We start from the raw sequence: 20089 nt of genomic DNA, 5'->3' as shown, positions 1-20089 counted from the left end.
TTTATCACAAACTTTTTTCGTTACCTATAGAATAACATAAACAGAGAATTGATTTCCATTACTTTACCGTATTTTATTTACTGATTTTTACATGATTTTTATGCTGATTTTGCATAGTTAAGAATGAATGCTCAAACTATCATAGATACGAAAAATACCATGTCATACCCGTCCATATGTTTATATTTTTACTCCGCTTTCAAGTCTTCCAGCTCGCACCATCGTTCTGTCAGCTCGTCGACCTTCCGCTGCGTCTCCTGCTGCTCTTTTAAGAGCGATTCAACCTGTTCGTAATCGCTCCCGGCCGCTGCGATGGCCGCATTGATGCCTTTTAGTAATCCTTCATACTGCGGCAATTCCTCCAAAATACGCCGGAGCTCTTCCTCCCGCCGGGCCGTCAAGCCAACTTTGCGGGCAGCCGGAGCCGGTTCGCCCTTTGACTGCGCCGTAGCCGGCGATTTTTTCACGTCGTCTTTCTCGCTGCGGACGGCAAGGGTTTCGGCCAGATAGTCGCTGTAATCGCCGTAATATCTTTTCCACGTCCCGTTTTCGATGATGAACAGCTTATCGGCTACGCGATCCAGGAAATAGCGGTCGTGGGATACGACGAGAACGACGCCCTGATATGTATCGAGATACCGTTCCAATACAGTAAGCGTCGGTATATCCAAATCATTGGTCGGTTCGTCCAGCAAAAGGACGTTAGGCTGCTCCATGAGCAGCCTGAGCAAATAGAGCCGCCGCCGCTCGCCGCCGCTGAGTTTATAAATATAGGTATACTGCATCTCGTCGGAAAAGAGAAATTGCTCCAGCAGGCGCGTCGCCGATATGCGCTGGCCAAACTGGTTGGTCACGAAATGGCCGCGCTCCTGGATGTAGTCGATGACCCGCATGGACTCGTCGAACTCCGGCAGCTGCTGCGTAAAGAAACCGAAGCGGACGGTCTGGCCGATAGTCAGTGTTCCCGCCGTAGGCTGCAGCTCACCGGACAGCACTTTCAGCATCGTTGACTTCCCTACGCCGTTTTCGCCGATGATGCCGATGCGGTCGTGCTTGACGACGTGATACGTCACGCCGCTGAACAACGCCTCCTGCCCCGGATAGGCAAAGGCCACGTCGTCAATATCCAATATGGTCTTGCCGAGCCGTACGGACGTATCGAAGATTTCCACGTTTTCCACAGGCTTGCCGTCTTCAATGGCGCAGAGCTGCTCGTACCGGTCGCGGCGGGCCTTCTGCTTCGTCGAGCGAGCCTGAGCGCCCCGGCGAATCCAGGCCGTCTCGCGCCGTATGAGGTTGCGCCGCTTTTCTGCCGACGCTTCTTCCTGTTCCAGCCGGGCCTGCCGCAGCTCCAAATAAGCCGCATAGTTTCCTTCATACGTATACACATGGCCCCTGTCGAGTTCAATCATGGAGTCGACGACCGTATCGAGAAAATACCGGTCATGAGTGCTGACGATGAGGGCCGCTTTACTGTCCCGAAGATACGCTTCCAGCCACAGGATCGTCTTGTCGTCTAAATGGTTCGTCGGTTCGTCCATGATGAGAAGATCGCAGGGCATGATCAGGGCTCGGGCCAGCCCCAGCCGCTTGCGCTGGCCGCCGGATAACTCGTCGACGCGCTGCGTCAGGTCGTCAATGCCCAGTTTCTGCAAAATGACCTTGGCGTGCTGCTCCAGCTCCCAGGCATGGCTCGCATCCATTTCTTCCGTCAGCTTGACGACTCCCTCGTCGTCGCCGCGCTGGACCGCTTCTTCATAGCGGCGCAGGAGCTGCATGACCGGCAGGTCGCCGTCCAGCACGCTTTCCAGTACGGTGCGGCCCGGCAAAAACTGCGGTTCCTGCGGCAGGAAATGAATGCGGGCCTTCTGATTTTTCCAGATTTCCCCGCTGTCGGCTTCAGCCAGACCGGCGATAATTTTCAGCAGCGTCGTCTTGCCGGCGCCGTTTAAGCCGATGAGGCCCAATTTCTGCCCGCCGTCGACGGCGAAGGTCACGTCGTCGAAGAGAACCCGCATGCCGTATGATTTTTTTACCTTGTCTAACGTCAGTATATTCATAACTGTCTCCCATTCTTCTGTATGCAGTGATTGGCATGCGTTTCGCCGGGCAGCGGCGCGCCGCATGGGAAAATTCATCAAAAATGTATTTAGATTCTATTATTATAAATACATTTAATAATTTTTTCCACTTTATCACGATAAAACCCTTGCCTGCCGGGCAAAAGTACAGTACAATGAAACCATTATTTTATTTATATACAGAATGCTATTACAAGACAATCGCTCGAGCAGGTCTGCCGATGCGTCCGTTCGGCCTGTTTGAGCAGGGGGAGGAATTATTTCATGCTAGAATCTAATGTGTCCGTAATTACGGCATTTGCTATTTACCTGCTGGCAATGCTGCTCATTGGCGTATATTATTCACGCTCCCAGCGGCACCTGAGCGACTACATCCTCGGCGGCCGCAGCCTCGGTCCGTGGATTACGTCCATGAGCGCCGAAGCGTCCGACATGAGCGGCTGGATGCTCATGGGCGTGCCGGGCCTGGCCTACTCTACGGGCGTATCCGCGTCGTGGATCGCCATCGGCATCGCCATCGGCACCTATTTAAACTGGCATTATATTTCGCAGCGCCTGCGCAATTATACGGAAATCGCCAACAACAGCCTGACCATGCCGGACTACTTAAAAAACCGCTTCCACGACGACCAGAACCTGATCCGCATCATTTCGGCCGTATTTATCCTCATCTTCTTCCTGATTTATACGTCGTCGGGCTTCGTATCCGGCGGGAAGCTGTTTGAAACGGTCTTCGGCATGGATTACTTCTCAGCGCTGCTCCTCAGCGCCGGCGTCGTCGTCGTGTACACCTTCCTGGGCGGCTTCATGGCCGTCTGCTGGACCGACTTCATCCAAGGCTGCATGATGTTCCTGGCTATCGTCCTCGTGCCTCTCGTCGGCATGATCGTCGTCGGCGGCCCCGTCGAAACGATGACCCGCATCGCTGCCGATGCGCCGCAGCTGCTGGATATGGTGCCCGACTCGAGCACGGCCGGCATTATCGGCATCATTTCTTCCCTGGCCTGGGGCGTAGGATACTTCGGCCAGCCTCACATCCTCGTCCGCTTCATGGCTATCGGCAATCCCGATGAATTGAAGAAATCGAAGCACATCGCTATGACCTGGGTCGTCATTTCCCTGGCCGCGGCCGTTCTCGTCGGCCTCGTCGGCAAGGTCGTGCTGATCGACCCGCTGACCGGCGCCGATACGGAAAAGGTTTTCCTGGTCATGAGCCAGATGCTCTTCTCGCCCTTCGTCACCGGCTTGATTTTATCGGCCGTACTGGCGGCTATCATGAGTACGGCGTCGTCTCAGCTTCTCGTCACGGCGTCGGCCATTTCCAAAGACTTCTACCATACCTTTATCCGTAAGAACGCCAGCGACAAGGAATTGATCCTCGTCAGCCGCATCACCGTTCTCGTCGTCTCAGCCCTGGCCATCATCCTGGCCCTGAATCCAAACAGCTATATCCTCACCATGGTCGCCTATGCCTGGGCTGGCTTCGGCGCGGCCTTCGGCCCGACGATTCTCCTGTCCCTGTACTGGCGGCGCATGACGAAAAACGGGGCTCTGGCCGGCATCATCGTCGGCGGCCTGACGGTCCTGATTTGGAAGCAGTTCGGCTGGCTGGGACTGTACGAAATCGTACCGGGATTCATTTTCTCCCTCATCGCCATCTACGTCGTCAGCAAAATGGACAAGGAACCAAGCCCGGAAATGCTCAAGGAGTTTGACGAAGCCATTCATTTTAAACAAAAAATCACCATCTTAAAAGGTGATGAACGATAAGATTCTGCAAAACGTTGCCCTCTCGCCTGACGGCAACGTTTTGATATATCTTCAAATAAGACTATTATGTACAACTATGCGCAGGAGGAGGGCATACAATGGACTGGGAACTCTTATTTAAACCGCATATACTGCATCGCGGAGCAGAGTATTACCGCGACGCCGCCGTCGAGGATCTCAAAATTACAGACACGCAAATAACAGCTGTCGTCTTGGGCACGGAAGACTATGACGTTGAAATCGATATAAAAGACGGGATCATTGAGGCGATGTCCTGCACCTGCCCTTACGCGGCTGACGACAATCACTGCAAGCACATGGCCGCCGTCTTGTTCGCCTGTCAAGAAACAGAGGACCTCACATTGTCAGCAAAGCCCGATGAACCGGAATGGGGAAGCGAAGAGGAAGAAGATGATGTCTTAGACGACTGGAAAGCCGACGTTCTGCCTGATTTCCCCGGAATGACCTGCAAGCCGGACCAGGAAACCATCCTCGCTGAACTCATACACAACGCCGACGACCTGACGGTCCGCGCCTTTTTATACTCCATCTTAGAAAAAGATCCGGCCCTGCAGAACCGGTTCCGCATGCTCACGCAAAACGTCATGACTAAGGGCCTGCTGAAAGAATGGAGACGGGAAATTGACCGCATTTTCGCCGACGCCGGCTGGGATGACTATATAGATTATGAACAGGCCAGTTATTTCACAGGAGAGCTGTACTCTTTTTTATCGTCCCTGGACCAGCGTATATCCGCAGCTACGGCAGACGGTATTTTCAAAACGGTAGATTATACCCTGTCGCAGCTGCAAGCCACGGATATGGACGACTCCGACGGCGGGCTGTGGTGCTTGTTCGATTTCTGCTATCAAATCGTCGGCAAGCTGCTTCCCTACTGCACGGCAGAAAACCAGCTCCGCATCTTCGACTGGGCAGCCCGGCAGCTCGATTACACCCATAAGGACGGCCTATGGTATGAGCTGGCCCAGGACTGTGCCATGCAGTTTATCCTGCAGCAGTTCCCCGGCCCGGACTTTTTAGACAAAAAGCTGGCCTTGACCGATAAGGAAGTACAAAAAGCTGCCCGGCAGACAGATTTTGAAAACGTCATCTTGCCGCAAAAAATAAAAACCCATGTCCTTCTGATGGAGCAAAAAGGCTGTCCTGCCGAGGAACAAGCAGCCTATATTGCCCAATACAAACAGTACGGCAGCGTCTGCCTGCTGCTGAGCGAATTTTACGAATGGCAGCAAGACGACGCCAATGCGATTGCCGTCTTGGAACAAGCCTACGCCGCCGACAGCACGCCGTCGTACATCGCCCGCGAATGCTGCGAAAAACTCAAGGAGTTATACAAAAAGACAGGAAATCAGGAACGCTACCTCCAAATGCTGTGGGATTTAGCCCTGACCATCCACGTCGCCAATATCGATTTGTACAGGGAATTAAAGAGTCAGTATAAGCCGGAGGAATGGCGGGAACAACGGGAAAAAATCCTGACCAGCTGGGGAACCAATCCCTACGCCGGCCAACTATACGCCGAAGAAAAGCTCTATGACCGCCTTCTCTGCCACATTCAAAAGCATTGCCGTCTATCGGAAGTACAGCAATACGAATCCATCCTCAAAGCGAATTTCCCCGACGAGCTCCTTCAGCTCTACGAACGCATCGTCACGGACATCGCCGTCCAAGGTCTCGGCCGCCCGAGCTACGTCAAGATCGTACGGATTCTGCGCAAGATGAAACGCCTTCCCGGCGGGCCGCCCTTCGTGCAGGCCCTCGTCGGCCAATGGCGGCAGCAGTACAAGCGGCGCCGGGCCATGATGGAAGAGCTGGATAAGCTGACGTGAGACGGCCCGCATAGTTGACGAAGAAGGCCTTCGTCTGCTAGTATCAATACAGAAAGGAGCCTGTCATGGATTTATCACTGCAATTAGGTCAAAAAATTAAAAGCTACCGCCTGGCCCGCGGCCTGACGATAAAAGAACTGGCTGAAGCGTCGCAAATCACATCGTCCATGCTCAGCCAGATAGAGCGAGGGCAAGCGTCGCCGTCGCTGAATACGATTCGCCTCTTGTCCATCGCCTTAGACGAACCGCTATACCGATTCTTTTTGGACAGCCCCGACATCCAAAGCGACGTCGTCCGCAAGGAAAACCGCCGTCAGCTCATCGACCAAGGCATTCATTACGAAGTCCTGACGCCGGACATGAACGGCACCATCGAAATGATGCAGCTTACCTTGCCGCCTAAGGCCAAGAGCCGCCAGGAACCGCTGGCCCATAAGGGAGAAGAAGTCGCTCTCGTCCAGGCTGGCACCGTCGAGCTGACCCTGAATTTCGAAACCTGCGTCCTCTATGCCGGCGACAGCGTGCGCATCAAAAGCGAAACGAAGCATACCTGGCAAAACGTAGGCGAAGAACCAGCCGTCGTCATCTTCGCCGTTTCTCCGCCGTCATTTTAACCTCATATACGACAACAACGCCGTACATCACACATCGGATGTACGGCGTTCATTTTTTGAATATAGTTTTGCCCGTTAACGCTATTTCAACATTTTAAATTGCTTGTAATACCAAGCGGCAAATCCGCCCTGCATGATATACGACAATAACTCGGCCAATTCTTCTATATTGCTGTCTACATAGGAGTGAAACAACAGCCCCTTGTCGCTGCAGGCTGCTAATACAGCCGTTACAATCAGGATAGCAAATCCCAATTTAGGCACTGGAATTTCATGAAAAATTTTCTTCCAGGGAACAAGCCAAATTAAAGATACCAGCACAATCGCTGTATAAATAGAGATACCGCCATGAATATACTGATGTCCCGGCACAGAGCTCATAGAGATAAACGTCGGCCCATGCTCATCCATGCCTGTCTGAAAAAAGATTCTCCCCCAGCTGATTTCTCGCCCAAACAGCAGCAAAAAATATCCGGACACAGCCAGCCATAATTTATGAAACCGCTGTCCTGTTGTTTTGCGAAAAAACGAAAAACAAAGAATTACATTGAAAAATAGCACCATATTTTGCAGCATTTCCAACAAGCCATTTTCCCATGCCAAATAATTAGGCATCACAAACGCCACGGGAACAATCAGCAAAAAATATACAACTATGCCGACTTTCAAAACCAATTCCGGCATCGAATTCCCTTCTTTCAACACAACCATTCTCCCTCCCGGCAGTTCAGCGAGACGCCGCTGTCATTCGTAAATATACTGTAAACATTTTATAAATATATCATAAACACCGGCCAACAGCAAGAACTTGGAGCGATAAAAAAGAGCATCCTCATCAATTACAGCGCTGACGCACAAAAACAAAGGGATGCTCTTACGTTATGTGAAGTTATATCTTTACTTTTTTAAGGCTTCAAGCTCTTCCCGCAGCCTTTGGTTTTCCGCTTCCAGCTCGGCTAACTTTTGCTGCAAGTACGCTACACTGACCGCCGACGTCGGATCGGTTTCATCCGTCTGTATTCCCTTCACAACGCCCTGCCCTGCAAAGGCAACGCCGCCAATCGTCCCTGTCGGTGCTTCCACGCGTCTGCCGTATATATTTCCTAAATCCGCACCGGAAGCCTGCACATGCTTCGCCGCTATGGTATTCGCCGTCACGTTGCCGTCTTTCAGCTGGATGCCGTTCATATAGCCTTCCACATGGCGTCCCCTGTCGTCCGTATCCCACGTCAGAACGCCGCCGTTTCCATCGACCGTCGTCACATCCGATTCCGTCACGCCGTTGCGCTTCGTCACGACGCGATGATAGGTCTTGCCGTCAGCCGTATTTCCATAGGAAACAGACTGGTATTCATAGCTGGAAACGACATTAGGCTCCTGACTCGGATTTCTCATATCGGCAGCCTGCGCACCCATGACAGCACATAGCCCCATCACAGCCGTCATAATTATATTAGATACCCTTTGATGTCTCATCGTCAGTCATCCTTTCCGGTAATATTCTATCCTCTATTGGATTACGACCATTATATATCTGCCTATATATAGAAATCAATATTCGTTCCAAAAAGTTTATATGTACTGCTCGCACTTGCAAAAATCGATTGGAACAGGATGTTCCCACAGCAATTATTCTATTGACAAAGCAGCATAATAAATAGTAATATAATCAAAAATTATACTTATTATTAGGAGGTATCCCTTATGGCAAAGATCCTGCAAAAAAGCATTGCCGCCATCCTGCTCAGCGGAGCCATTTTATTTCCCTGCGCATCACACGCTATGGACTGGAACGATTACGACGAAAGCCCGCACTATGCACCGACAGCCATGCACCAAGGCTACTATCAAGTCGACCTGGTCGACACCCTCTCCATCGACGAATATGCGCCGCCCATTTACGTCCTGTCCGTCAACTCCTTCCTCGTCTCGCCCGACGGCACGACGAAAAACATCGGCCGTACAACCTATAAGCTGAACTACGAAACAAAAGAAGCCTGGCTCCTGACCCTGAAAAAACCAGAATGGTTCCCCATCACCACAGCCACCACCTCGTCCCGAGACCTGTTCAATAAGCTGTTCATGAAAGCTTATGGTATTCCGTTTATTGCTAATTAGGAATAAATAATAGAATAAATAAAAACTCTTGCAAACTAACTATAAGCTATATTGCAAGAGTTTTTTCATATATTTGTTATACCAACGATGTATTTGTTCACATTAATCTTAATAAGGCTTAATCGCCACGATTTTCAAAGTGTTCTACATAAAAAAAGAGCAAAAAAACTTTTAAAGACTAAGCCATGATAAGGAAACCATACAAAATCCGCCAGCCAATGATACACGGCATTACAGATACTCTAACCCACTAAAGTCTTCACTAGTAAGCATTTGGTTGCCCATTTGCACCAGCAGCAGCATGAAAATCAGGAAATTGATAGGAAACTTTCCCAATAGCAACTCATCCAGTATCTATACATCGCTGCAATACATTGCAGAAACCAAAAGGAACAATAAAAGATACACGAAGCACGTGAAAGCCTCGTTAAAAAATTATTCCACAATCAGCTAATATCATTATTTCTAATGCTAGCATTTACAAAAAAATACTCGACACGACTGTATAAATCATAGGCCAAAAACATAAACCATAATCAGCTGTCGAAATAACAGCTTTACACATTTAGTCTATTATCTTACTCCTTTTGTGTTGCTACAGCCTGCAATGCGCTGGCAATAACGTCATCCATGTCATAATACTTGTACTCTGCCAAGCGTCCTCCAAAGATGACGTGTTTTTCTTTAGCCGCCAAGGCCGCATACTGATTATACAATTCCGAATTCCTGCTGTCATTTACGGGATAATAGGCCTCTTCTCCAGGATGCCAGTCTGCCGGATATTCTTTCGTTATATACGTGACGGGCTGTGTGCCGAATTCAAAATGCTTATGCTCAATGCTGCGCGTATATGGCGTTTCCCTGTCCGTATAATTCATGACCGCTACGCCCTGATGATTTTCTTCTTCCAGCCGTTCCGTTTCGAAGCGCAGGCCCCGATATTCCAGCTGGCCGAGCTTATAATCAAAGTATGCGTCAATCGGCCCTGTATACACAACAGTCTTAGCCAATTTCCGATATTCGTCCCTGTGCTCATTATAATCAACGCCAGTACGCACTTCAATACCGTCAAGCAAAGTATGAATAAGCACATTATAACCGCCAATGGGAATCCCCTGATAGCGATCGTTGAAGTAATTATTATCAAAGGTATAGCGAATCGGCAGACGTTTAATGATAAATGCCGGTAGTTCTGTACAGCTCCGTCCCCACTGTTTCTCCGTATAGCCTTTGATCAGCTTTGTATAAATATCTGTACCGATCAAAGAAATGGCTTGTTCTTCCAAGTTCTTCGGCTCGCCCTGAATGGCCGTGCGCTGTTCGGCAATCTTTGCCGCCGCTTCAGCAGGCGTCACGACGCCCCACATTTTGGAAAAGGTATTCATATTAAACGGCAAATTGTATAGTTCCCCTTTGTAATTGGCAACAGGAGAATTAACATAGTTATTAAATTCAACAAACTGATTCACATAGTCCCAAACCTTTTTATCAGATGTATGAAAAATATGAGCTCCATACTTGTGAATGCGAATTCCATCCTTTTCTTCGCAATACACATTGCCGCCGATGTGCTTTCTCTTTTCTAAAACAAGGCAGGAATATCCTGCCTTGTCCATTTCATGGCCAAATACGCTGCCGAAAAGGCCGCTGCCTACTATCAAATAATCGTACATTTACTATCGATCCTTATAAAGTAAAACAAACATCTCCTCACCTAAAATAGGAGGACTCGGTTATTTATCTTAACCACAATATACCTTTTATTGCCATTCCTACTTTACATATCAACGTAATAATTTTATATACATATAATAAAATGGGAGTTACATGCTTGCGTATTAAGAAATTACTGATTTTACAATCCTCAACTGCACCATATTTTTTTATTAAAGTTAGTTTCGCATTGATATTATCTTGCATTTGGGCATTAGCAAAAAGTTTTCCCCATACTTTAGAAAAAGGAGTCAACCCATACCGATATTGTGCAAACAAAGAATCTGAATATATCAATTTCTCAATCGTACTTATTTTTAACGTCTCATTATTAACCCATCTATAGCCACCTAAAACCATACCACTTCTTAATACAGTATAATCTTTCATAATCAGATATCCTAAAACGGCATCCGCAGTTGGTCCAAAGTCATAATTAATTCCTCCAGCTTTTACATAGGCTTCCTTGAGAATAGTCGTACCACAAGTCGGCATTCCCGTATGCGTATGCCCTAAAATAAGCGTAGTGAATCTCGTTAATTCTAAATGAAATGGAAGTCGTTTAAATTTAATAGTTTTCTCATCAAAAGTATTAGTAAACCCTTTATTTCTTGCATGAATATAACCTAACGGCTTCTCAAAATGCCAAGGCTTCATAATAATCTTATAAATATTTTCGAGGGCATCACTACACAACACATCATCATCATGCAAAAACGTAATCCATTTTCCTTGAGCTAATTCAACAGCTCGGTTCCAATTATAACCTGAGCCAATGTTTTGCCGGTTATGATAATATTTTATAGACGGATTATTCAGTGCTTGAACAATTTTTAACGCAGGGGTCATTTTATTATGATCTAAAGGAGTATTGTCAATCACAATCAGTTCCCATTTAAAAGATACCTTTTGTCTAAGGACACTTTGTATTGCTTCTTCTAACACTTGAATACGATTATATGTAGGGATAACAATTGAAATCTCAAAATTTTTCGTATAGTTTTGTCCCCATAATAAATCCGTCTTAATATTTTTAATTATAGAAAAACAATTTTGTTTTTCTTCCAACTTCTTATAACAATAAGGTGAAATATTATTCGCATCAAATTTTATATTACTCATTCATTTAATTTAAAGACTTACCTCCGTCGATTGGTAATATAGCCCCCGTTATATAACTAGCATCATCAGAGGACAAAAAACTAACGATTTTAGCAATTTCTTCTGGATATCCTACCCGTCCTAAAGGTATATTAGGAGCATAAACTTCTGCTGGCCGCCTCAATAAACCGGTTTTTATAAACCCAGGACAAATACAATTAACTCGAATTCCAAGAGAAGCATAATTTTTCGCCAACATTTTAGAAAGTTTAATTATTGCAGCTTTAGATACACTATACGCATAGGAATCTCCTAATGTGCAATTCTCAAGGCCTGAATTTGAGGCATTATTTATTATAATGCCTTTTGTAAGTTTTAAATATTCTTTTGTATATTTAATAAGCAAAAAATAGCTACTTAAATTAACTTTAAAGGTATTATCCCAATCAGATAATTCTAAAATGTCTAAATCTGTAGATGGCACAGAAATTCCTGCATTATTAAATAAAATATCTATTTTATTATAAAACGTTATGGTATCTTGTACTAATTTTTTTACTTGCTCTTCGACTGTAACATCACATTGAATAAACTTTGCGCTGCCGCCCTTATTAATAATTTCTCGTTCAATCGCTATCCCATTTTCAACATTCCGTCCTGCCAAAATAACTGAAGCTCCATTTTCTGCAAATAATTTGGCAGTCGCTGCCCCAATACCAGAGGTAGCCCCAGTAACAATTGCAACTTTCCCTTCTAACATTTTCATTTTATTCACCTATAAGCCTTTCTAATTTACATCTAACATTAGTTTTAGTTAATCCATAATAATCTAATTTTTCTTTATACGTTCCATAGTTTCGAAATATTTCTCTTGGAAATGCAACTTCCTCAATTTTTAAAGCAGTATTAGGTAAAGATTTGTAAATATCATATAGTAAACTACCTTCGTATTCCGGTTCACAAACTAAAATTTTCCCATTTTGACAATTATTTGCCAGAGTCTCTCTATCAAAAGGTTCCAAAGTGGTATAGTATAAAACAGTCACGTCTTTATCGCGGCAAACCTCCATAACATCATCTAACATAACCGATACTGCAATGACAGTTGCTTTACTCCCTTTTTGCATGACAACAGCTTTTCCAAATTCAACATCAACATCATATGTTATATTAGGATGATCACTAATTCGGAAAAATGTAGGATTACCATTTCTATAAGATTGATTAAAAAGTTGCAAAAACTGCTTTGCCGTACCCGGAGCTACAAATTCACATCCAGGAATAGATTTAATTATCATTACATCTTCAGCACAATAATGAGAATATCCATATTTAGGATAATCTACTGCAGCACCTGTAGCTACTACATTTACACCTAATTTTTGATATGCAAAATCCATTTTAATTTGTTCTAACGTACGTTCAATCAAATACGGCTGGATTCCAAAAATAGTAGGGATCAAGCCCCGTCGTGCCATACCAGCAGCAACGCTAAACATACCATCTTCATAAATACCTATGTTTGTACATCTCTCCGGATAATCACGCAGTACCTCCCTAATAGCCCACATCCCTATATCAACAGTAAAATATGTCGTATCCGGCTCATTCTTTATCATATCAGCAACACGACCTAAAAATGCTCTTCTCAAAATTCTTCAACCTCCTTGCACAACATATCTAATTCTTCCTGATTAGGAGCTTTATGAAACCAAATATCTTCTGCCATCATGGTTTTGCTTCCATAACCTCGAATAGTTTTAGCTATAACGGCTTTTGGCCTGCCATTTTCTATTTTGACTTTTTGAAAGACTTTTGCTAAAGCCTCCATATTATGCCCGTCTACGACAAATACATCAAACCCAAATGAAGTTAATTTTTCCTCCATGCTTCCCATATCAACCATAGCACCAACAGAATTATTATCATCAATAATAACGCATAGATTATCTAATTTTTTTGCAGAAGCCAGAATACTAGCTTCCCACATTGTTCCTTCGCAAAATTCTCCATCACCGACCAGAACATATACTCTTGAGGGAGACTTCTTAATCTTATTAGCCAGAGCAATGCCTGTTGCAAATGGATAACCATGTCCTAAGCTTCCAGCATTGTTTTCAATTCCCCCATTAAATTTGGTCAAATCCGTTTGAATACAATATCGAGAATTAAAGGTACCAATTTCACTAGCAATTTCTTCTAAATTAAACATCCCTTTTTCAATTAAAATGGGATATAAAGCTAATGTTGCCTGTCCTTTACTGATAATAAAGAAGTCTCGATCTTCGTCAGTCGCCTTTTGAGGTGACCAATTCATTATCTTGTCATACAAAACCCACATTACATCTAAACAAGAAAAAACACTTTGTAAATTGCCATCTTGACATTTGTGAGAAAGATATAGTGCATCTTGTCGAAGTTTTTTTGCTATCATTTTCATAAATTCACCTCATTTTTCATTGCTTTTTTAGCAACAATTTTTCCTTCAATCCGTTTATACAAAAAATAAGTTTTTCTTATAAAAACAACATATACAGCATACAAAAATTTATTAGGTAATTTTACATTCGGTAATAAAAAATCTCTAACTTTAATTCTGTCTTCTTTAGATACGCTCATATTCTTTGCATTTATAACTTCTGTTGTAAAAAGTCTATTATGTATTGGTCTAAGTACTTTTCCCAAAAGTTTCGTAAAAAAAGTTCGAGAATAAACGTATTCTCTAAAAGAAAAACCGTCCGCAATAACTCGCCTAGTACTTTCCGGTTTTACCATTGTATTAGCACCCCAACGATAAAAACCTAATGGTTGTAAAGTAGAATAAACCCTATATTTACTTTCTAATCTATAAAAAAGTATTAAATCACCAGATATTCCAAAATCTTCTATAAACCCACCACATTCAAGTGCAGCTTTTCTATTAAACGTAGTACCATTGGATGGAACATCACCACCTATATTAGCAGTAAACCAAATATTATGATGGGTCAAGCGGTATAATTCATAGGAAAATGGTAGCGCAGAGAAGTACCTGTTTAACTCAGGAATATTAGCTAATACTTTATCCTTCTTTATATCGTATACAAATTGAAAATACTTAGCACTAATAGCCCCTAAAGGTTTGTCATTTTTAAATGTATAACCCTTAATCAATTTTCCTATTCTCAACAAGGCATTTTGGATCAACAGATCATCATCATGTAAAAAACAGACCCATTCACCTCTAGCAATTTGCATTCCCCTATTAAAATTATCACCAGGTCTAATATTTACATCATTACGATAATATAACACTCTTGGAGAATCAACTTTTCTAATAAACTTTTCTGTTTCATTAATTTTACCATCATCAGGTTCATTATCTAAAACAAGGACATCCCACGCAAAATCACAATGAGCTTGTGACAATACACTTTCTAATGCATTTTTCAGTAACTTTACCCTTTTATATGTTGGAATTAGAACAGTAATCCAAGGTGATTCAATAGTATCCATATCACCATATTTTAAAACAGTTTGAACATTTTTAATATTAGAAAAATCTCTTTTTTCTTCATAGTTAAGTCCTTGATACATATACTAATCCTCAAAATCAATATCTTGAACACACAAGCGATAAAATTCAATTAAGGTTCCAATAAAAGCATTATGCTCATGTCTAAGCAGAAATTTAGCAACACAAGCAGGCATAATTGCTACAACATACAGCTTCCAGAAGGAACTGCGACACATTTTCTGTAAACATTTTTTATATCTTTTTATATTTTTTAAACTCACGCCTCGATTTATTCTAATTTTAAACAGCGAAAGAAATCTGCCTAAACGAAATTCATGGGTATTAACGTTGTATAAATCCTTCTTTATACTATCATATATCTCTGGTAAATTATTTACTACGTCATAATAATAATTCCATCTCTTTATGGCCTCTCTATTTTCTCCCCAATATTCATCTATTATAGTGCCATAATTATACCAAAATACATCAGTACAAATAAACACCGCAAAAAAGTCATTCCTTGCTATGTCATGAAACATGCTTCTACAAAGCCATAATGAATATTTTGAATCGACATCAGAAAATTTATCTAATAACCGTCTTGATACATCACTTCTGATAACAATAGTTCCCATAACAGTAGTTCTCAGAAATTGTTCTTTACAAAACATTAAATGCTGCTTGTATTCTTTCGTATAATCTTCATTAGTTTCACATCTAAACTTACTATCAATAACGACATATTCCGGCTTCTTTTTTAGACATCGCAATAAACATTCATAACATCCATAAATATTAATTATAAATCCAATTTGACAAATCCATACATAATCATACACCTCACAACAAAGCTGCAAAGCTGCAATTACCCGATCGTCAATACTAATATTATCAGATAAAACTTTATCTCTAATATACTTTACATTGTCATATCCTTCATAGATGTAATTATATACTATATTCTTTATCTTATCACTACGACTGCTATCAAAAATAATAAAATCTATATTTAATGCGTAAAATCTTTTTACAGAGTTTAATAATAGTGATTCAACCGCATTCTCTTGTTGATAAACGGGATAAATAACAGCCAATTTTAAATTTGAAATAAAAGGTCCCTGTTTTAACATAAGCACCTCTTTCATTTTCTTATATCCTCTAAAATTTTAGGGGAATAGATTATTTTATCAAAAGCATTTAATTTTTTTAACGCATTCTCAAATAAAGATATCGGAAGTTCATTCTTTATGCAATATCTCGCATAATTAGGATTACACTCATATCGAGCAGTTAAATAAAATGGAATGGAATATCCCCACGGTTCAATGGCATATACATCTTTAATATAGTTTTCATAAATACGCAATATTTTTTCAATATCATACTGTTTGCCACATTGTTCATTCATATATTTAGCAATTATTTCAATGTTTAAGTTCCCCGCACCTCTGCCGATGCCATATACGCTAGCATCAATTATTATATCTCTTTGAAACTTTTCATGAATCATTGTCTGTGCAGCTGCTAACGCCTGCATCATATTATTATGCCCATGATATCCTAATGAAATGTGTTTTGGCATATTTTCATCAGCCAAGTGCATATAATGCAGTAAATTTTCAGGATTTTGCGTTCCCCATGAATCAACAACATATATTGCCAACGGATTCAAAATGCTAAATTGTTTCACCATAGCTACAAATTCTTTATCAGAATATTGAGATACTCGCGCCGGCTGCACACACAATTTATACCCTTTTTCCACAATACCTTTGCAATATTCAAATCCTTCTTGCAAAGCATCTACGACATTTCCTTGCTCATCATGCTTTGTTTTCCAAATGATGACTCGAATAATATCAGCAGAATCTTTATCTGCTGGCGCAAGCAACTCTAAAGGCAGTGGATTTACAACTTCACACATGACAGCATATTTTACTCCCTCCTTTTTCTTTCCAATAACTTTTTTTACTTGCTCCACTGAGTTAAATACACAACGATCCTTCTGATACGGTTCATTTTTAAGAAACCCAATTTCTACAATGTCAACACCAGATTGAACCATCTTATCAGTAATATCCTTAATAGCGCTCTCACCAAAACACCAATCATTGATATATCCCCCGTCTCTCAGGGTACAATCTAATAACTGAATCCGTCCCAAAATAGCCTCCTCTATTACATTTCATTAATACATTTTGCTTTGTCAACAATATTTTCTACAGTTAATCCATAGCTTTGCCGCAAGAAAGCTTCTACTCCTACACGACCAAATTGATCTTCCACACCGACACGCAATACTTTAGTCGGATAGATTGCAGATAAATATTCGCAAACAGCACTTCCCAAGCCACCAATAATATTAGCGTTCTCTGCTGTCACAATACCTTTCGTAGTTTGTGCGCATTGCAAAATCAATTCTTCATCCAACGGTTTTATAGTAATAATATCTACAACTTTAGCTGAAATACCCTCATTAGCTAAAACTTCAGCAGCCTCTAGACATGTAGAAACCATAATCCCACTGCCAATTAAAGTAACGTCTTGACCATCTCTCAAAATTTTGGCTTTACCAATTTGAAAATTTGTATCACGAGTATAAATATCTTTTAAATCACGTCGTGGAGTACGAATATATGTTAATCCTGGTCTTTCTTTCGTCAACTTCATAAAAGCTCCGCACATAATCGGATCACTTACGTCAACAATACAAGATTCCGGCAAAGCTCTTACCATCGCAACATCTTCAAAGCACATATGTGTGCCTCCGTTATGAGTTGCCATAATACCAGCATCTGAACCAATTACACGAACACTTTTATGCGCATATGCTACGCTAACCGCTAATTGATCAAAAACTCGCCTTGTTGCAAAAGGAGTAAAAGTATGAACATACGGTTTGAAGCCATTTAAATATAGTCCACATGCCAAACCAATCATATTCGCTTCCTGTATACCTGTATTAAACACATTCTGAGGATATTCACTCCACAAATTTTGGGTCTTTAAGGATCCCATTAAATCCGCATCAATGTATACTACACGTGGATCCGCTTCAATTAATTCTCTAAAAGTATCTCCAATAACTTCAAAAACTTCTTTTTCCGGTTTCATACCTGTATATCGCATTGTCATTTTATGCAAACCTCCACATCAAGTTTTTTGCCCTGAATAACTAACTCATCTACAACTTTTTCTTTCAATTCATCAGGAAAGCCAATGCAATGATTATTGGCTAAATCCATAATGCATTTAGCGCCTTGTCCCTTAATTGTATCTAATACAATCATTGTTGGTTTTTGATTAGGATTTTCTATTGCGTGTAAAATTGCTTTTTGAATTCCAATTACATCTGTTCCTTTTACAAGGCAAGAATTCCAACCAAATGCTTGATATTTAGCAACTGGATCACCTAAATCCATTACTTTTTTATTTGTTCCATCAATCTGCATTTTATTCCAATCTAAAAAAGCAATAAGATTATCTAATTTAAAATGGGCAGCACATTGAACAGCTTCCCAGATCTGCCCTTCAGCAGATTCACCATCACCAGTAACACAGAATATCCTTTGATCTGTATTTCGTACTTTAGCTCCTAAGGCCACACCGCATGCAATGGATAACCCCTGACCTAAACTCCCCGTAGTAGCATCAACACCGGGTACTTTGTTTCTATCGCAATGCCCTGGCAACAAAGAGTTAGAATTGTTTAAATTTTCCAACCTCTCATATGGAAAGAATCTTTGTAATGCTAAAGTTGCATATAATGCAGGGCCAGCATGCCCTTTGGAAAAAATCATAAAATCTCTGTCTTCCCAACGTGGATTTTGCGGATCTACACGCATAAAATCAGAATATACAACTGCCATCATATCAGCTAAATCCAGTGAACCACCTATATGTCCGCCATGATTAGCTGAAATAGCCCGTATTATACCTATTCTAATTTTTAAAGCAGTTTTTTCTAGCTCTAATTGATTATGCAAATTCATCAGTTCATCCCTCCAACAGCATCAATAATAACCTTTGCCATGTAATCAATCATCTCATCGCTCATGCCGGGATATACCCCTACCCAAAATGTATGATTCATGATATACTCTGTATTCTTTAGTTCTCCAATAACTCTATAAGCATTAGTTCCTCTAATGGTGTCAAAACAAGGATGTTTAATTAAATTTCCGCTAAAGAGCAACCGAGTCTGTACATTATGTTCTTCAATATATTTAGTAACTTTGTTCCGTTCGATTCCAGTTTCAGGTTTGACGCTAATTAAAAATCCAAACCAAGATGGTTCACTATTGGTAGCAGCTTCTGGCAAAATAAGCTTATGTTGTACGCATTCTAGAGCTCTACGCAATCTCTCCCAATTATGACGCCGACGCTTGATGAAATCCGGAAATTTCTTCAATTGCTCACATCCAATAGCGGCTTGCATATCCGTAACTTTCAAATTATACCCTAAATGGCTATAGACATATTTATGATCATACCCTTTAGGTAATTCTCCATATTGCCCATCAAATCGATGACCACAAAAATTATCATGTCCTGACGGACAAATGCAATCACGTCCCCAATCTCGGAATGACAAAATTAAACGGTGTAATAAAGGATTATTTGTATACACACAGCCACCTTCTCCCATAGTCATATGGTGTGGCGGATAAAAACTAGATGTACCAATATCCCCCCAAGTTCCGGTATATTTAACTTCTTCTCCAATTGAATATTTAGATCCCAAAGCATCACAGTTATCCTCTATCAGCCAAAGATTATGCTGTTCACAAAATTCTTTGACCGTCTTTAAATCAAAAGGATTTCCTAATGTATGAGCGATCATAACTGCTTTTGTTTTATTAGATAACGCCTTTTCTAACTGAGTAACGTCTACATTATATTGCGGGACGGTAACATCTATAAATACCGGAACGGCTCCATATTGTATGATAGGAGTTACAGTTGTCGGAAATCCACAAGCAACAGTAATAACTTCATCTCCTTTTTTTATTTGGCGAGTGCCTAACTCTGGAGCAGTTAAAGCCATAAAAGCAATTAGATTAGCAGAAGACCCACTATTAACTAAATGAGCAAATTTAACGCCTAACCATTTTGCAAATTCACACTCAAATTGTTCTGCAAACCGTCCGGTAGTCAACCAAAAATCTAACATTGCATCAGTCAATGCACACATTTCCTTCTCATCAAAAACACGAGCAGCATAGGTAATTCGGTCACCTTCTTTATATTCTTTTTTATTTTCTTTAAATTCATGATAATATTCACTAACTAACGCTTTAATTTCTTCTCGTGCTTGTTTCTCATCTTGCCACTTTTTCATTT

General features: G+C 41.9%; 18 protein-coding genes. 4 read left to right on the top strand and 14 right to left on the bottom strand.

Going from position 1 to position 20089, the window contains the following annotated elements:
* Nucleotides 1-188 precede the first annotated feature (188 nt).
* Nucleotides 189-2060 (bottom strand): ABC-F family ATP-binding cassette domain-containing protein, encoded by a 1872-nt coding sequence (locus CJ260_RS05450; protein ID WP_095629477.1) that lies wholly within the window; start codon nucleotides 2058-2060, stop codon nucleotides 189-191.
* Nucleotides 2061-2345: 285 nt separating this feature from the next.
* On the opposite strand from CJ260_RS05450, the gene putP reads away from it, so the two are divergent.
* From putP to CJ260_RS05435, 3 genes are all read left to right on the top strand, one after another.
* The gene (gene putP / locus CJ260_RS05445) at nucleotides 2346-3851 is read left to right on the top strand and encodes a sodium/proline symporter PutP (protein ID WP_087478812.1); all 1506 of its coding nucleotides are present in this window, start codon (nucleotides 2346-2348) and stop codon (nucleotides 3849-3851) included.
* Nucleotides 3852-3949: 98 nt separating this feature from the next.
* Nucleotides 3950-5701, top strand: coding sequence for an SWIM zinc finger domain-containing protein (locus CJ260_RS05440; protein ID WP_095629476.1), 1752 nt, complete (start codon nucleotides 3950-3952; stop codon nucleotides 5699-5701).
* Between the two features lie 65 nt (nucleotides 5702-5766).
* On the top strand, nucleotides 5767-6315 hold the full coding sequence (locus tag CJ260_RS05435) for a helix-turn-helix domain-containing protein (RefSeq protein ID WP_095629475.1): 549 nt from the start codon (nucleotides 5767-5769) through the stop codon (nucleotides 6313-6315).
* A gap of 81 nt (nucleotides 6316-6396) precedes the next feature.
* Here the strand turns inward: CJ260_RS05435 and CJ260_RS05430 are convergent, their stop codons facing one another.
* Together CJ260_RS05430 and CJ260_RS05425 are read right to left on the bottom strand one after the other, a co-directional pair.
* Nucleotides 6397-7020, bottom strand: coding sequence for a hypothetical protein (locus CJ260_RS05430; RefSeq protein WP_233127901.1), 624 nt, complete (start codon nucleotides 7018-7020; stop codon nucleotides 6397-6399).
* Between the two features lie 192 nt (nucleotides 7021-7212).
* A complete protein-coding gene (locus tag CJ260_RS05425; RefSeq protein WP_158221371.1) occupies nucleotides 7213-7791 on the bottom strand; it encodes a bZIP transcription factor in 579 nt (192 codons plus the stop codon).
* Between the two features lie 228 nt (nucleotides 7792-8019).
* On the opposite strand from CJ260_RS05425, the gene CJ260_RS05420 reads away from it, so the two are divergent.
* Complete coding sequence (locus tag CJ260_RS05420; RefSeq protein WP_095629472.1) at nucleotides 8020-8433, top strand: hypothetical protein; 414 nt, start codon at nucleotides 8020-8022, stop codon at nucleotides 8431-8433.
* Between the two features lie 578 nt (nucleotides 8434-9011).
* Here the strand turns inward: CJ260_RS05420 and glf are convergent.
* The 11 genes from glf to rfbH all read right to left on the bottom strand — a co-directional run bounded on the left by glf (nucleotide 9012) and on the right by rfbH (nucleotide 20087).
* Entirely contained in the window at nucleotides 9012-10106 is a 1095-nt protein-coding gene (gene glf / locus CJ260_RS05415; protein WP_095629471.1) for a UDP-galactopyranose mutase, read from the bottom strand.
* A 64-nt stretch (nucleotides 10107-10170) separates the two neighbouring features.
* The gene (locus CJ260_RS05410) at nucleotides 10171-11268 is read right to left on the bottom strand and encodes a glycosyltransferase family 2 protein (RefSeq protein ID WP_095629470.1); all 1098 of its coding nucleotides are present in this window, start codon (nucleotides 11266-11268) and stop codon (nucleotides 10171-10173) included.
* A 4-nt stretch (nucleotides 11269-11272) separates the two neighbouring features.
* A complete protein-coding gene (locus CJ260_RS05405; RefSeq protein ID WP_095629469.1) occupies nucleotides 11273-12013 on the bottom strand; it encodes an SDR family NAD(P)-dependent oxidoreductase in 741 nt (246 codons plus the stop codon).
* Between the two features lies 1 nt (nucleotide 12014).
* Nucleotides 12015-12899 carry an alpha-ketoacid dehydrogenase subunit beta gene (locus CJ260_RS05400; protein WP_095629468.1) on the bottom strand — a complete coding sequence of 295 codons (885 nt, stop codon included), beginning with the start codon at nucleotides 12897-12899 and terminating at the stop codon, nucleotides 12015-12017.
* On the bottom strand, nucleotides 12896-13687 hold the full coding sequence (locus CJ260_RS05395) for a 1-deoxy-D-xylulose-5-phosphate synthase N-terminal domain-containing protein (protein WP_095629467.1): 792 nt from the start codon (nucleotides 13685-13687) through the stop codon (nucleotides 12896-12898). The genes CJ260_RS05400 and CJ260_RS05395 overlap by 4 nt, the downstream gene beginning before the upstream one ends.
* Nucleotides 13684-14823, bottom strand: a complete 1140-nt coding sequence (locus CJ260_RS05390; RefSeq protein WP_095629466.1) for a glycosyltransferase family 2 protein — start codon at nucleotides 14821-14823, stop codon at nucleotides 13684-13686. The genes CJ260_RS05395 and CJ260_RS05390 overlap by 4 nt, the downstream gene beginning before the upstream one ends.
* Nucleotides 14824-14826: 3 nt before the next feature.
* Nucleotides 14827-15891 (bottom strand): hypothetical protein, encoded by a 1065-nt coding sequence (locus tag CJ260_RS05385; RefSeq protein WP_095629465.1) that lies wholly within the window; start codon nucleotides 15889-15891, stop codon nucleotides 14827-14829.
* Nucleotides 15888-16910: a hypothetical protein gene (locus CJ260_RS05380; protein ID WP_158221369.1), complete on the bottom strand. Its 1023-nt coding sequence runs from the start codon at nucleotides 16908-16910 to the stop codon at nucleotides 15888-15890. Before CJ260_RS05380 ends, CJ260_RS05385 begins: the two co-directional genes overlap by 4 nt.
* Before the next feature lie 14 nt (nucleotides 16911-16924).
* Nucleotides 16925-17860, bottom strand: a complete 936-nt coding sequence (locus CJ260_RS05375; RefSeq protein ID WP_233127900.1) for a transketolase family protein — start codon at nucleotides 17858-17860, stop codon at nucleotides 16925-16927.
* Nucleotides 17861-17877: 17 nt separating this feature from the next.
* On the bottom strand, nucleotides 17878-18738 hold the full coding sequence (locus CJ260_RS05370; RefSeq protein WP_095629462.1) for a transketolase: 861 nt from the start codon (nucleotides 18736-18738) through the stop codon (nucleotides 17878-17880).
* On the bottom strand, nucleotides 18738-20087 hold the full coding sequence (gene rfbH / locus CJ260_RS05365; RefSeq protein ID WP_095629461.1) for a lipopolysaccharide biosynthesis protein RfbH: 1350 nt from the start codon (nucleotides 20085-20087) through the stop codon (nucleotides 18738-18740). Before rfbH ends, CJ260_RS05370 begins: the two co-directional genes overlap by 1 nt.
* Nucleotides 20088-20089: the final 2 nt, after the last annotated feature.

The organism is Megasphaera sp. ASD88 (assembly GCF_002287425.1).
In the GTDB taxonomy this organism is placed as follows: domain Bacteria; phylum Bacillota; class Negativicutes; order Veillonellales; family Megasphaeraceae; genus Megasphaera; species Megasphaera stantonii.
The sequence above is the reverse complement of the archived record's forward strand: the minus strand, read 5'-3'. Positions and strand labels throughout refer to the sequence as shown.

What these genes read in the sequence shown, in the direction of transcription:
- CJ260_RS05450 (WP_095629477.1), bottom strand. Translation starts at nt 2,060, where the DNA reads ATGAATATACTGACGTTAGACAAGGTAAAAAAATCATACGGCATGCGG.
- putP (WP_087478812.1), top strand. Translation starts at nt 2,346, where the DNA reads ATGCTAGAATCTAATGTGTCCGTAATTACGGCATTTGCTATTTACCTG.
- CJ260_RS05440 (WP_095629476.1), top strand. Translation starts at nt 3,950, where the DNA reads ATGGACTGGGAACTCTTATTTAAACCGCATATACTGCATCGCGGAGCA.
- CJ260_RS05435 (WP_095629475.1), top strand. Translation starts at nt 5,767, where the DNA reads ATGGATTTATCACTGCAATTAGGTCAAAAAATTAAAAGCTACCGCCTG.
- CJ260_RS05425 (WP_158221371.1), bottom strand. Translation starts at nt 7,791, where the DNA reads ATGAGACATCAAAGGGTATCTAATATAATTATGACGGCTGTGATGGGG.
- CJ260_RS05420 (WP_095629472.1), top strand. Translation starts at nt 8,020, where the DNA reads ATGGCAAAGATCCTGCAAAAAAGCATTGCCGCCATCCTGCTCAGCGGA.
- glf (WP_095629471.1), bottom strand. Translation starts at nt 10,106, where the DNA reads ATGTACGATTATTTGATAGTAGGCAGCGGCCTTTTCGGCAGCGTATTT.
- CJ260_RS05410 (WP_095629470.1), bottom strand. Translation starts at nt 11,268, where the DNA reads ATGAGTAATATAAAATTTGATGCGAATAATATTTCACCTTATTGTTAT.
- CJ260_RS05405 (WP_095629469.1), bottom strand. Translation starts at nt 12,013, where the DNA reads ATGAAAATGTTAGAAGGGAAAGTTGCAATTGTTACTGGGGCTACCTCT.
- CJ260_RS05395 (WP_095629467.1), bottom strand. Translation starts at nt 13,687, where the DNA reads ATGAAAATGATAGCAAAAAAACTTCGACAAGATGCACTATATCTTTCT.
- CJ260_RS05390 (WP_095629466.1), bottom strand. Translation starts at nt 14,823, where the DNA reads ATGTATCAAGGACTTAACTATGAAGAAAAAAGAGATTTTTCTAATATT.
- CJ260_RS05385 (WP_095629465.1), bottom strand. Translation starts at nt 15,891, where the DNA reads ATGAAAGAGGTGCTTATGTTAAAACAGGGACCTTTTATTTCAAATTTA.
- CJ260_RS05375 (WP_233127900.1), bottom strand. Translation starts at nt 17,860, where the DNA reads ATGAAACCGGAAAAAGAAGTTTTTGAAGTTATTGGAGATACTTTTAGA.
- CJ260_RS05370 (WP_095629462.1), bottom strand. Translation starts at nt 18,738, where the DNA reads ATGAATTTGCATAATCAATTAGAGCTAGAAAAAACTGCTTTAAAAATT.
- rfbH (WP_095629461.1), bottom strand. Translation starts at nt 20,087, where the DNA reads ATGAAAAAGTGGCAAGATGAGAAACAAGCACGAGAAGAAATTAAAGCG.